This window comes from Mesorhizobium sp. LNHC229A00, assembly GCF_000502415.1.
Classification (GTDB): domain Bacteria; phylum Pseudomonadota; class Alphaproteobacteria; order Rhizobiales; family Rhizobiaceae; genus Mesorhizobium.
This window is the reverse complement of sequence record NZ_AYWQ01000039.1, coordinates 1-12,959: the sequence shown is the minus strand read 5'-3', so window position 1 is coordinate 12,959 and position 12,959 is coordinate 1. Positions and strand designations below refer to the sequence as shown.

General features: G+C 65.1%; 10 protein-coding genes and 1 pseudogene. 9 read left to right on the top strand and 2 right to left on the bottom strand.

Going from position 1 to position 12,959, the window contains the following annotated elements; translation table 11 throughout:
* On the bottom strand, nucleotides 1–1,172 hold a 1,172-nt coding region (rpoN, locus tag X742_RS1000000173495; protein ID WP_031248763.1), incomplete at its 3' end, for an RNA polymerase factor sigma-54.
* 68 nt (nucleotides 1,173–1,240) lie between these two features.
* The gene (locus tag X742_RS140910; RefSeq protein WP_023766875.1) at nucleotides 1,241–1,774 is read right to left on the bottom strand and encodes a peroxiredoxin; all 534 of its coding nucleotides are present in this window, start codon (nucleotides 1,772–1,774) and stop codon (nucleotides 1,241–1,243) included.
* Between the two features lie 1,635 nt (nucleotides 1,775–3,409).
* Here X742_RS140910 and X742_RS140915 point away from each other — a divergent pair.
* From X742_RS140915 to X742_RS140945, 9 genes and pseudogenes are all read left to right on the top strand, one after another.
* Nucleotides 3,410–4,612 (top strand): cytochrome P450, encoded by a 1,203-nt coding sequence (locus X742_RS140915; protein ID WP_023775471.1) that lies wholly within the window; start codon nucleotides 3,410–3,412, stop codon nucleotides 4,610–4,612.
* 91 nt (nucleotides 4,613–4,703) lie between these two features.
* Complete coding sequence (locus X742_RS140920) at nucleotides 4,704–5,993, top strand: cytochrome P450 (protein ID WP_031248761.1); 1,290 nt, start codon at nucleotides 4,704–4,706, stop codon at nucleotides 5,991–5,993.
* A gap of 1 nt (nucleotide 5,994) precedes the next feature.
* Nucleotides 5,995–6,282: pseudogene (locus tag X742_RS1000000176855) on the top strand (ferredoxin); the annotation flags it as partial.
* Nucleotides 6,283–6,288: 6 nt separating this feature from the next.
* Nucleotides 6,289–7,131, top strand: a complete 843-nt coding sequence (locus tag X742_RS0139110) for an SDR family oxidoreductase (RefSeq protein ID WP_031248760.1) — start codon at nucleotides 6,289–6,291, stop codon at nucleotides 7,129–7,131.
* On the top strand, nucleotides 7,131–8,474 hold the full coding sequence (locus X742_RS140925) for a cytochrome P450 (protein ID WP_023775468.1): 1,344 nt from the start codon (nucleotides 7,131–7,133) through the stop codon (nucleotides 8,472–8,474). Before X742_RS0139110 ends, X742_RS140925 begins: the two co-directional genes overlap by 1 nt.
* Nucleotides 8,475–8,621: 147 nt before the next feature.
* Complete coding sequence (locus X742_RS140930) at nucleotides 8,622–9,608, top strand: polyprenyl synthetase family protein (protein WP_031248758.1); 987 nt, start codon at nucleotides 8,622–8,624, stop codon at nucleotides 9,606–9,608.
* Between the two features lie 146 nt (nucleotides 9,609–9,754).
* The gene (locus tag X742_RS140935; protein WP_031248757.1) at nucleotides 9,755–11,305 is read left to right on the top strand and encodes a hypothetical protein; all 1,551 of its coding nucleotides are present in this window, start codon (nucleotides 9,755–9,757) and stop codon (nucleotides 11,303–11,305) included.
* The gene (locus tag X742_RS140940) at nucleotides 11,302–12,204 is read left to right on the top strand and encodes a hypothetical protein (RefSeq protein WP_023775465.1); all 903 of its coding nucleotides are present in this window, start codon (nucleotides 11,302–11,304) and stop codon (nucleotides 12,202–12,204) included. The genes X742_RS140935 and X742_RS140940 overlap by 4 nt, the downstream gene beginning before the upstream one ends.
* Nucleotides 12,205–12,232: 28 nt before the next feature.
* A partial coding sequence (locus X742_RS140945) for an alpha-hydroxy-acid oxidizing protein (protein ID WP_198019277.1) occupies nucleotides 12,233–12,959 on the top strand: 727 nt, incomplete at its 3' end.

The following is a 12,959-nucleotide window of genomic DNA, read 5'->3' as shown; positions in this document are numbered from 1 at the left end:
CCGCGCGGGGTAAGCATGTACTTGTTCGAGGTCACCCGGCTTACCGTCGACTCGTGCACGCCGATCGCGTCAGCGACGGTTCTAAGATTGAGAGGCCGCAGGTGGGCGACGCCATGTTCCAAAAAGGCATCCTGCTGACGCACGATTTCAGCCGCAACCTTAACAATCGTCTTGGCGCGCTGATCGAGGCTGCGGATTAGCCAGTTCGCGTTTTGCAAGCACTCGTCGAGAAATGCTTGATCTTTCGAATTCTGGGCAGTTTGACGCGTGACTTCGGCATAATAGGTTTGGTTGATCAGCAGCTTTGGCAGCGTGGCGGGATCAAGTTCGATCTGCCACCCGCCTTGCGGCGAGGGCGTGACCCAGACGTCGGGTATGATTGATTCAGACGCACCGGATTCGAATCTGTTCCCAGGCTTGGGATCGAGCGCCCGAATCTCATGCATCATGTCGAGAAGGTCTTCTTCATCGACGCCGCAATGCTGCTTCAGTGCCTCAAAATCCCGTCGCGCGAGCTTTTCAAGATGGGCAACCAAAGCTGCCATTGCCGGGTCGAGCCGATTTCGCTGGCGCAACTGAATCTCGAGGCATTCTCTGAGACTTCGCGCAAAAACTCCCGGTGGATCAAATTGCTGCAAGGTTCCGAGAACCCGTTCCACAACAGCCTCATGGACATTCAGGCTCTCGGCCAGCTCCAAAAGGTTTGCCCGAAGATAGCCAGTGTCTTCCAGATCGGCGGCAAGCTGGCCAGCGATCAGCCGCTCCTGTGGTGTGAACGCAGTGAGGGCGATCTGACGAGCGACATGGTCGTGCAATGTTTCGGCGAGGGTGGCATACTCGTCGAGGGAAGGGCCATTGCCGGGCGGGTTGTTGGTCGTGTTGCGAAGTGATTTCCATTGCCCGAGCCGTTCAGGCGAACCTCCCCCGGTCGGTCCTTCAACGGCGTTTGCCCCAGGGCCGACAGGCTGATCCGCTCCCGAAATCGAAACGTCGTCAAAAGGCCCGCCATCGCTTGATGCAGATTCCAAGAGCGGGTTCTTCTCAATTTCCCGCTCCACGAACTGATGCAGTTCAGTATGCGCCAGTTGCAGCAAGCGAATCGACTCAATGAGTTGAGGCGATGCCACCATGGATTGCTTCTGGCGTTGAAGCAGGCTTGCTGAGGATTGCATGGTGAGCGCGATAATCCTGTCGAGGAGCCTCTTGGGGCCGGCACTGGCACCAGTGAGACGTTTCTAGGTCAAGCGGCGGCTTTCAGCGTTTCGAGAACGTTTTGCGGGGATGAGACGCCATAGGGGTCGGCCTCGCAGTTGTCGGAGAAACCTTCCTCCTCGAACCAGTGCTCCACCACGCCATTGTTGATCAGGGCGGCGTAGCGCCAAGAGCGCATCCCGAAGCCGAGATTGTCCTTGGCGACCAGCATGCCCATTTTGCGTGTGAACTCGCCTGAGCCATCGGGGATGAGCTCGACCTGCTTCAGGCCCAAGGACTTCCCCCACGCATTCATGACGAAGGCGTCGTTGACTGAGAGGCAGTAAATCGCGTCAATTCCCTCCTTCTCAAACTCATCATAGAGCTCTTCGAACTGGGGCAATTGGTAGGTCGAGCAGGTTGGTGTGAAGGCGCCAGGCAGCGAGAACAGGATGACCCGCTTGCCGGCAAAGTAGTCGTCAGATGTCTTTTCTTCCCAGCGATATGGATTTGGCCCCTGGACTGACTTATCGTGAACGCGCGTGAGAAAGGTGACGAAGGGAACTTTCTTTTGAACTGTCATCAAGTTGCTCCTAAAGAAGAAAACTGCCGTTGAATTCTGGCATAGGCTGGCGCAATTCCGAGCAAAGGCTCGTATGCTCGGGCACGGAATGAGGGCCTCGGCGGCTCGCAACTTCCTTTTCCATCCCGACGTATGGGAACGTCTTGGCGGCTGGTCTTGGCCACGCGAACGCAATCGATCTGAGCGAGCTGGAGACCGTCGAGCCGCTTGCTTCCCACGGCTATGGCGCCGGAAGCGGGATCGGTCACCCGCGATCGTGCCCGGGGAAAAGGGATAGCGGCCGGAAGTAGCCAATATCGCAAGCATGTGGCGACCTGAAATGTCACTTCACGCAGACTCGGGTCACTGGACTGGTTCAGCGTGTTGTCGATATGTGGCAGTGACCCGCCGGCCTTGGCTTGGGTGACCCTTTGACGGGGCCCTTGGGCACTCCCGTGCTGAACAGAACCGGTGAACGGCATTTGCGCGAGCGGCCCGTGTTGGCGTGCCGGCATCGGACCAGCCATGCGCAAAGCGGCCACCGGGAACGGCCTTCCGGAGGAGCCGATGTCCCGATGTTCAGCGGGAACGGGCACCGTCTCCTCAGGCCACTGTCTAGAGCTTCGCGCGTCGGGCATGGTGCAAGTCGCTTTCATCGTAATTTGATGGTGCTCTAACCAGGAGCAGCAAGCGGCGTGCCATTTCAAATAGAGGTGCTGTTGGACCGCCCCCTTCTTCTCGGAGGCGGTGTCTTAGAAGACCGGGAGCGCGCTATGCCGCCTCGTCACATAGGCAACAACGATGCTGTATGGTGCGGATATTCGGCGCTTCAGCCCCGGCTGGGCAAAGAAGAACCGGAAGCCGAGCCGATGCACCACCTGAGGCTGGCGGGCACTCCAGTCGTAGCGTGTGCCGCTAGCGTTCATGGGTGCGCAGCACGGCTATCGCGAACACGCGCCTCTCGCAGCAACATGAGCGCGCGCTCTTGGCAAGCGCCTTGGCGCCGTGAGGATCGAATTCCCCAATCGTGTCTGTTTGCCGCCGTCTTGTGTTCGAAACTGGACCAGAATGTCGCAGGCCCGACCTAAAGGTCGCCCGAGGCGTTCTGTCCGACACTGTTCCGTCGCCTTTGTTGGCCCGCGACAACGGCTTATTTCGCCTAGTTCTTCTCTGGCCTCAGGCTAAGCCGCTGAGAAGCTGCCACGATTTTTTCTGCTGCGGCCAAATTGGCACGAGATTTGAAGCACCTTCGTTGCGGGCCGGGAGCCGCCGACCGACTTTCATTTCGTGGATGACACGAATGGAACGAAGAAAGAAAAGCGAAATGTCAAATCTGCGTCGGATAGCGTCTATGGGCAGGGGGCCTCGGCGAAAGTCCTTACCCAACAGCTCGCCGCCCTTGTCGACCCTTGCGCAGGGAATCTTGGCCGGCGGCGAGTCAAAGGCCCACCACACCGACTTTATCCTGACCTGGAAGGTGCAGGATAATGTTCTGCATCTCGCCGCGCGATGTGCCTAGACAGTTACGCGTTTAGCCGATCTTGATAATCGGTCTGCCTCCGGACGACGTCGTCTACATGCCATCTTAGGTCTTCGCTGCCGCAGCGTCCGCCGGTCACCTTCCGCCCTTCCATCGCTACCGAGTGAAGTGCCATCATGCCCGAACAACCTTTGCCGACGCTGCCGATGTGGCGCGTCGATCACATTGAGCCCTCGACCGAGATGTTGGCGCTGCGGGCCAACGGTCCGATCCACCGCGTGCGCTTCCCGTCCGGGCACGAAGGCTGGTGGGTCACAGGCTATGACGAGGCCAAGGCGGTGTTGTCCGACGCGGCGTTCCGGCCCGCGGGAATGCCGCCGGCCGCATTCACCCCGGATTCGGTGATTCTCGGTTCGCCAGGATGGCTGGTCTCGCACGAGGGGGGCGAGCATACGCGGCTACGCACGATCGTGGCGCCGGCCTTCAGCAACGGCAGGGTGAAGCAGCTCGCGCAGCAGGTCGAGGCGATCGCCGCGCAGTTGTTTGAGACGCTGGCGGCCCAGCCCCAGCCCGCCGATCTGCGGCGCCACCTCTCCTTTCCGCTTCCAGCCATGGTCATTGGCGCGCTGATGGGCGTGCTCTACGAGGACCACGCCTTTTTCGCCGGGCTGTCCGACGAAGTGATGACGCACCAGCATGAAAGCGGCCCGCGAAGCGCGTCGCGCTTGGCCTGGGAAGAACTCCGCGCCTACATTCGCGGCAAGATGCGGGACAAGCGCCAGGATCCGGGCGACAACGTGCTGACGGATCTGCTCGCGGCGGTCGACCAGGGCAAGGCGACCGAGGAAGAGGCGATCGGCCTGGCGGCGGGCATGCTGGTGGCGGGGCACGAGAGCACCGTCGCGCAGATCGAATTCGGCCTGCTGGCCATGTTCCGCCATCCGCAACAGCGCGAACGCCTGATCGGCGATCCATCCCTGGTGGATAAGGCGGTGGAGGAAATCCTGCGCATGTACCCGCCGGGCGCCGGCTGGGACGGCATCATGCGCTATCCGAGGACCGACGTGACCATCGCGGGCGTGCATGTTCCCGCGGAGAGCAAGGTGCTGGTCGGCCTGCCGGCGACGTCGTTCGATCGGCGCCATTTCGACGACCCGGAAATCTTCGACATAGGACGTGACGAAAACCCGCACCTGGCGTTCTCCTACGGGCCGCACAACTGCGTCGGCTTGGCGCTGGCCAGGCTGGAACTCAAAGCGGTGTTCGGTTCGATCTTCCAGCGCTTTCCCGCGCTGCGCCTGGCCGTGGCGCCCGAAGAACTGAAGTTGCGCAAGGAGATCATCACTGGTGGGTTCGAGGAGTTCCCGGTGCTCTGGTGATGCTCGGATGCCACCAGGAATCGCGATGTTCTCGAATTGCCGGCGCGCCTGCAGCGCGCCGATCAGATCAGCCAGCCAACAGGTGACCAAGATGGACGTGCAAGAAACCACGGCAGCATGCCGGGACGCCTTCGCCGAACTGGCGTCGCCAGCGTGCATTCAGGACCCGTACCCATTCATGCGGTGGTTGCGCGAGCACGATCCGGTACATCGCGCGGCGTCGGGCCTCTTTCTGTTGAGCCGCCACGCCGACATCTACTGGGCGCTCAAGGCCACGGGCGATGCTTTTCGGGGGCCGGCGCCAGGCGAACTGGCGCGCTATTTCCCGCGAGCGGCGACCAGCCTGTCGCTAAGTTTGCTGGCGTCCACTTTAGCGATGAAGGAACCTCCAACGCATACGCGTCTGCGCCGGCTGATCTCGCGCGATTTCACCATCGGCCAGATCGACAAGCTGAGGCCGACCATCGCTCGCATTGTCGCAGCGCGCCTGGACGGCATGGCGCCCGCACTGGAGCGCGGGGAGGCAGTGGACCTGCATCAGGAATTCGCGCTGGCCTTGCCCATGCTGGTTTTCGGCGAACTGTTCGGCATGCCCCCGGATGACATTCTCGGGCTCATCACCGGCATCAGCGCCATTCTGGAAGGCCTGAGCCCGCACGCCAGCGATCCCCAACTCGCCGCGGGGGACGCGGCCAGCGCCAGGGTGCAGGCCTACTTCGGCGACCTCATACAGCGCAAGCGCACCGACTCCCGCCACGACATCGTGTCAATGCTGGTCGGCGCACACGACGACGATGCCGAGACGCTGTCGGATGCGGAATTGATCAGCATGCTTTGGGGCATGCTGCTGGGCGGCTTCGCCACCACTGCCGCGGCCATCGGCCATGCGGTCCTGGCGATGCTGGCGTATCCCGAACAGCGGCACTGGCTGAAGGGAGATGCCGTGGGGGTGAAGGCTTTCGTCGAAGAAGCCCTGCGCTATGACGCGCCCGCCATGTTCAGCTCCATTCCGCGTATCGCCCAGCGCGACATCGAACTGGGCGGCGTGGTGATCCCGAAGAACGCGGACGTGCGCGTGCTGATCGCGGCCGGCAATCGCGACCCGGACGCCTTCGCCGATCCCGATCGCTTCGATGCCGTGCGGTTCTACGGCACCAGTCCTGGCATGTCGATCGACGGGAAGATCATGCTGACCTTCGGCCACGGCATCCACTTCTGCCTTGGTGCGCAACTGGCCCGGGTGCAGTTGGCCGAGAGCCTGCCGCGGATCCAGGCGCGCTTCCCCACGCTGGCATTGGCCGAGCAGCCGACCCGGGAGCCCTCCGCGTTCCTTAGGACATTCCGCGCGCTGCCGGTACGGCTGCATGGGCAGGAGGGCTGAGATGCGCGTCCTGGTCGATCAGGATCTGTGCGGAACGACCGGGCAGTGCGTGCTGACGCTGCCGGGCACCTTTCGCCAGCGCGAACCGGACGGCGTGGCCGAAGTGTGCGTTACGACGGTCCCGCAGGCGCTGCACGCCGCCGTGCGGCTTGCGGCGAACCAGTGCCCGGTCGCCGCCATTCGGGTCATCGAAAGCGACGCTGGCCATGACGAGTGCGCCAGCGCCGACCCGGCGCCTTCTCCGACGCAGGCCCAGCGGCATGCCGCGAAAGACCAATGCAATTCAGGAGACACGATGGGAAGGTTTGAAGGCAAGGTGGCCGTGGTGACCGGCGCTGGCGCCGGCATCGGCAAGGCATGCGCTCTCGCCATCGCGCGCGGAGGCGGCAGAGTGGTGGTGGCCGACATTGATGGCCCGGCGGCCATCACCTGCACCGCGCAGATCGCGGCCGAAGCAGGCCACGCGCTGGCCATAGCCATGGATATCGCCGATGAGCAGGCGGTGGCAGCGCTGTTCGAGACGGCGGAGCGGCACTTCGGGGGGGTCGACCTGCTGGTGAACAATGCGAGCGCCATGCATCTGACCCCGCGCGACCGCGCCATCCTCGACCTGGACCTGGCAGTCTGGGACCAGACAATGGCGACCAATCTGCGCGGCACGCTGCTCTGCTGCCGGCAGACCATCCCACGGATGATCGCCCGCGGCGGTGGCGCGATCGTCAACATGTCGTCGTGCCAAGGGCTCAGCGGTGACACGGCGCAGACGTCCTACGCCGCGTCGAAGGCGGCGATGAACATGCTCTCGGCTTCGCTCGCCACCCAGTACGGTCACTCTCAGATACGCTGCAACGCGGTTGCGCCGGGTCTTATCATGACCGAGCGTCTCCTCGCCAAGCTGGACGAGTGCATGCAACGGCATCTGCGCCGGCACCAGCTCCTGCAGCGCGTCGGCCGCCCCGAGGATGTGGCCGCGCTGGTGGCGTTCCTGCTCTCCGACGATGCTGCGTTCATCACCGGCCAGCTCGTGTGCATCGACGGCGGCATGCTGGCGCATGTGCCGACATATGCCGACGGTGGCAACAGCTGCGCCGCGCGCCCTGCAGACGACACCGAATCGGCGGCGGCGGCGCGCTGCTGATGGACACGCTGCTCAATCCACTCAACCGTCGGCACCGGCTGCGATGCGACATCCCGGTCATGCCCGGCGCTTTCCCCCTGGTCGGGCATCTTCCCGCCATTGTCTGCGACCTGCCGCGCCTGCTGCGGCGCGCGCAACGCACGCTGGGCAGCCACTTCTGGCTGGATTTCGGCCCTGCCGGACATCTCATGACCTGTGTGGATCCGGACGCATTCTCACTGCTCAGGCACAAGGACGTGTCCTCGGCGCTGATCGAAGAGATCGCGCCCGAATTGCTTGGCGGAACGTTGGTTGCGCTGGACGGCGGCGCGCACCGGCAGGCGCGTGATGCCATCAAGGCCGCGTTCTTGCCCAGGGGGCTGACCCAGGCCGGGATCGGCGACCTGTTCGCGCCCGTCATCCAGGCGCGGGTGCAGGCATGGCGCGCCCGCGGCGAGGTACTCATCCTGCGCGAAACCGGCGACCTGATGCTGAAGCTTATCTTCAGCCTCATGGGAATCCCCGCGCAGGACCTGCCGGGATGGCATCGCAAGTACCGGCAATTGCTGCAGTTGATCGTCGCGCCACCGGTCGACCTGCCCGGACTGCCTTTGCGGCGCGGCCGTGCCGCCCGCGACTGGATCGACGCGCAGTTGCGCCAGTTCGTCCGCGACGCACGCGCGCATGCCGCGCGCACCGGGTTGATCAACGACATGGTGAGCGCGTTCGACCGCAGCGACGGTCCGCTCTCCGATGACGTCCTGGTCGCGAATATTCGCTTGCTGCTGCTTGCCGGTCACGACACCACTGCCTCGACGATGGCCTGGATTGTAATCGAGCTGGCGCGGCAGCCTGTGCTGTGGGACGCCCTGGTTGAGGAGGCGCAACGCGTGGGCGCGGTGCCGACCCGGCACGCGGACCTGGCGCAGTGTCCGGTCGCCGAGGCGCTGTTCCGCGAGACACTGCGCCTGCATCCGGCGACCACGCTCTTGCCGCGTCGCGCGCTGCAGGAATTGCAACTCGGCCAACGGCGCATTCCCGCGGGCACCCATCTATGCATCCCGCTGCTGCATTTCTCGACCTCGGCGCTGCTGCACGAGGCGCCTGATCAGTTCCGCCTGGCGCGGTGGCTGCTACGCACAGAGCCGATCCGGCCCGTGGACATGCTGCAGTTCGGTACCGGCCCACACGTCTGCATCGGCTACCACCTGGTATGGCTGGAAATGGTGCAGTTCTGCATCGCCTTGGCGCTGACCATGCACAAGGCCGGGGTGCGGCCGCAGTTGCTGAGCGACGTCGAAAAAGGCCGTCGCTATTACCCTACCGCACATCCGTCAATGAAAATTCGAATAGGCTTTTCATGAGCTGGCATCGCATGCCCTGTGTGGCAAGGCAGCGGCGCCGGCGGGGCGCGGCATTGCTGCACTCAGCGCACGCACTCGTGTGACGCCGGCAACACCGTGACGACTTGCGCTCGCCGTGGCCGTCTCAGCTACAAGGACATGAACAACATGCAGACCGGTTCCACTCCACGCGACCGAATCGGCGTTTCCGCATCCGGATTGGGCGCGCAGGCGCGCGGCGCATCTGGCGGCCTGCTCCCGGAGATCTGGATGCAGGACGGCGCAAAGCGGGTCGAACAGGCGCTGGCGCGTCTGCTCTGCGCCGAAGACGACGGTAAGACAGAGTTGATGGCGGCCATGCGCTACGCCACCTTGCATGGCGGGAAGCGCACCCGCGCCTTGCTCTGCCTGGCTGCCGGCGCACTGGCGGGCACGCCGGCGCACATGCTCGACGACGTCGGCGCCGCCATCGAGATGATGCACGCCTGTACCCTGGTCCACGACGACCTGCCCGCGATGGACGACGACGTGCTTCGCCGCGGCCTTCCGACCGTGCACGTAAAGTTCGGCGAAGCCACTGCGATCCTGGTCGGCGATGCGCTGCAGGCTCACGCCTTCCTGACGCTGGCGAGGCTGGATGCGCCGGGCGACAATCGTATCGCGCTCGTGCGCGAACTGGCGCAGGCGGTGTCCGCCGAGGGTGCCGCAGGCGGGCAGGCCATGGATCTGTCGTTGGTCGGAAAGCACGCCGGGCTGGACAGGATCCTGGCGATGCACCGGATGAAAACCGGAGCGCTAGTGCGCGCGTCGGTTCGCATGGGCGCGCTATACTCCATCGCGGAGGATGCCGCGCACGCTGCGCTGTATGCTGCGCTCGATCGCTACACCGCCTGTTTTGGCCTGGCTTTGCAGGTGGCCGACGACATTCTCGACGCGACGGCGGATACCGCGACTCTTGGCAAGACCCCCGGCAAGGACGCGGCGGCGCAGAAGCCGACCTGCGCGTCGATCATGGGGCTGCAGGCAGCGCGCCAGTTCGCCCTGTATTTGTTGCACGACGCCGGGGAGGCCATCGCCCCTCTGGGGCCGCGTGCGGAAGGGTTGGCGCAGATGTTGCAGCGGGCCAACGTGTATCTGTCCGCGCCTTACGCATGAGCGTGCGCATCCGTAAGGACTCGCCCCTGTGCTGGCGCGATCGGCCGGCGGGCGCTGCATGCTGCACTGTGTCCGTGTCGGCGGCGACGTGCGCGGCGTCTGCACGTTTCTGTTCTCGTTAGCCCTCTGCAGAAGGAACATCCCCCCTGAACGCGCTGTCCGAACAGATCCTTTCCGAATTGCGTCATCTGCTTAGCGAGATGAGCGACGGCGGCAGCGTCGGTCCGTCCGCCTACGACACGGCGCGAGTTCTGCAGTTCGACAGCAACGTCACCGGTCGGCAGGACGCATACGCGTGGCTCATCGCGCAGCAACAGGCGGATGGCGGATGGGGAAGTGCGGACTTCCCGCTGTTTCGCCATGCGCCCACGTGGGCGGCGTTGCTGGCATTGCAGCGTGCCGATCCTCTTCCTGGCGCTGCCGACGCAGTCCACGCTGCAACCCGGTTCATCGAGCGCCAGCCCGATCCCTACGCGCATGCGGTGCCGGAAGACGCGCCCATCGGCGCGGAGCTGATCCTGCCGCAGTTGTGCGACGAGGCCGCATCCTTGCTGGGCGGCTTGGCGTTTTCGCGCCACCCGGCGCTGTTGCCGTTGCGGCAAGCACGCCTGGTCAAGCTGGGGGCTGTGGCGACGTTGCCGAGCGGCCATCCGTTGCTGCACTCCTGGGAAGCCTGGGGGACGTCGCCGGCCACCGCATGCCCGGACGACGACGGCAGCATCGGCATCAGTCCGGCGGCCACCGCTGCGTGGCGTGCGCACGCCGTGACACAGGGAAGAACGCCGCAGGTCGGGCGCACCGACGGGTATCTGCAGGCGGCATCGCGGGCAACGCGCACCGGCATCGAAGGTGTCGTTCCCAACGTCTGGCCGATCAATGTGTTCGAGCCATGCTGGTCGCTGTACACCCTGCATCTGGCCGGTCTGTTCGCGCATCCCGCGCTCGCCGAGGCGGTGCAAGTAATCATCGCGCAGCTCGACGCCCGCCTCGGCGTGCGCGGTCTGGGCCCTGCCTTGCACTTCGCGGCCGATGCGGACGACACCGCCGTTGCGTTGTGCGTCCTTCGCCTTGCAGGCCGCGACCCGGCCGCCGACGCGTTGCGCCAGTTCGAAACCGGCGAGCTCTTCGTCACCTTTCCCGGTGAGCGCAATGCCTCGGTGTCGACCAACATCCATGCCCTGCATGCGTTGCGAATGTTGGGAAAGCCCGCCGCCGGCACCAGCGCCTACGTCGAGGCCAGTCGCAACCCGCATGGTCTATGGGACCACGAAAAATGGCACGTTTCCTGGCTGTATCCCACCGCGCATGCGGTCGCTGCGCTGGCGCAAGGCAAGCCCCAGTGGCGCGACGAGCGCGCGCTGGCAGCGCTGCTGCAGGCGCAGCGCGACGACGGCGGCTGGGGCGCCGGTCGCGCGTCCTCATTCGAGGAAACCGCCTATGCGCTGTTCGCGTTGCACGTGATGGACGGGAGCGAAGAGCCGGCAGGGCGTCGGCGCATCGCGCAGGCGGTGGCGGGTGCGCTGAAGTGGATGCTCGCTCGCCACGCGGCGCATGCATCGCCCCAGACGCCGCTGTGGATCGGCAAGGAACTGTATTGCCCCACGCGGGTGGTGCGCGTGGCCGAACTCGCCGGGTTGTGGCTGGCGCTTCGTTGGGGGCGGCGCGTCTCGGCCGAGGGAGCAGGAGCCGGGCCATGATCCCGACCGATCGCGCGCTGCAGCAGGTGCTGGAATGGGGGCGTTCCCTGACTGGGTTCACCGACGAGCATGGCCTGGAAGCAGTCAGGGGCGGCCAGTACATCCTGCAGCGCATCCACCCGAGCCTGCGCGACACCAGCGCCCGCACCGGCCGCGATCCGCTGGACGAGACGCTGATCGTGGCGTTCTATCGAGAACTGGCGCTGCTGTTCTGGCTCGACGATTGCAACGACCTTGACCTGATCGCGCCGGAGCAGCTCGCCGCGGTGGAGCAGGCGCTCGGGCAAGGCGTGCCGTGCGCGCTCCCCGGATTCGAGGGCTGTGCTGTGCTGCGCGCTTCGCTCGCCGCGCTCGCCTACGATCGTCGCGACTATGCTCAGCTTCTCTACCATACCCGGTGCTACTGCGCGGCGCTGCGTGCCGGACACGCGCAGGCGGCAGGGGCAGAGCGCTGGTCCTACGCCGAGTACTTGCAGAACGGCGTGGATTCGATCGCCTACACGAACGTGTTCTGTTGCCTGTCCTTGCTGTGGGGGCTGGACATGGCGACCTTGCGCGCGCATCCGGCGTTTCGCCAGGTCCTGCGGCTCATCTCCGCGATAGGGCGCTTGCAGAACGATCTGCATGGACGCGAAAAGGATAAGTCGGCCGGCGAGGGAGCTAACGCGGCGATCCTGCTGCTGCAGCGCTATCCGGCTATGCCTGTGGTGGAGTTCCTCAACGACGAGCTGGCCGGCCATACGCGCATGCTGCACCGGGTGATGGCGCAAGAACCCTTTCCACCGCCGTGGGGACCGTTGATCGAAGCCATGGCGGCCATCCGCGCGCAGTACTACCAGACCTCAACCAGCCGCTACCGCAGCGACGCTGCGGGGGGAGGCGAGCGTGCGCCGGCCTGAACGCGCGGGAAACGCCGGCGTGCGCGCGCTGCCGTCGGTCCGATCCGACGCAACGCCGTCGCCCGATGCGGCGGATGGGGCGAGCATCAGCGACACCAAGCTGAGCCGGCGCAAGGACGACCACCTGGACATCGTGCTGGATCGGCGAACGGCGTGGGCCAAGGCCGCCGGCTGGGAGTGCATTCGTTTCGAACACTGCGCATTGCCCGAGTTGGACCTGACGCAGATCGACCTCAGCGCCTCGCTGCTTGGCAAGACCATGCGCGCGCCGCTGCTGATCAGCTCCATGACCGGCGGCATGCCACGCGCGGAGTCCATTAACCGGCATCTGAGCGAGGCAGCGCAAGCCTTGGGGATCGCCATGTGCGTCGGTTCGCAGCGCGTGAGCCTGCAATCCCGCAACTCCCATGGGCTGACGCGCGCGCTGCGCCGCCTGGCGCCAGACGTTCCATTGCTTGCCAATATCGGCGCCGCGCAACTGCGCGAGGCCGACGGCCTGGACCTCGCGCGCCGGGCGGTGGATGCACTGGAGGCCGATGGACTCATCGTCCATCTCAATCCGCTGCAGGAAGCGGTACAGCCGGCAGGCGACCGCGACTGGCGCGGCGTCCTGGCGCAGATCGCTCGCGCCGCACGCAGCGTGGGCGTGCCGATCGTGGCCAAGGAAGTCGGGTCGGGCCTGTCCGCCTCGGTGGCCTGTGCGCTCGTCGAGGCGGGCGTGGCGGTGATCGATGTCGCCGGCGCCGGCGGCACCA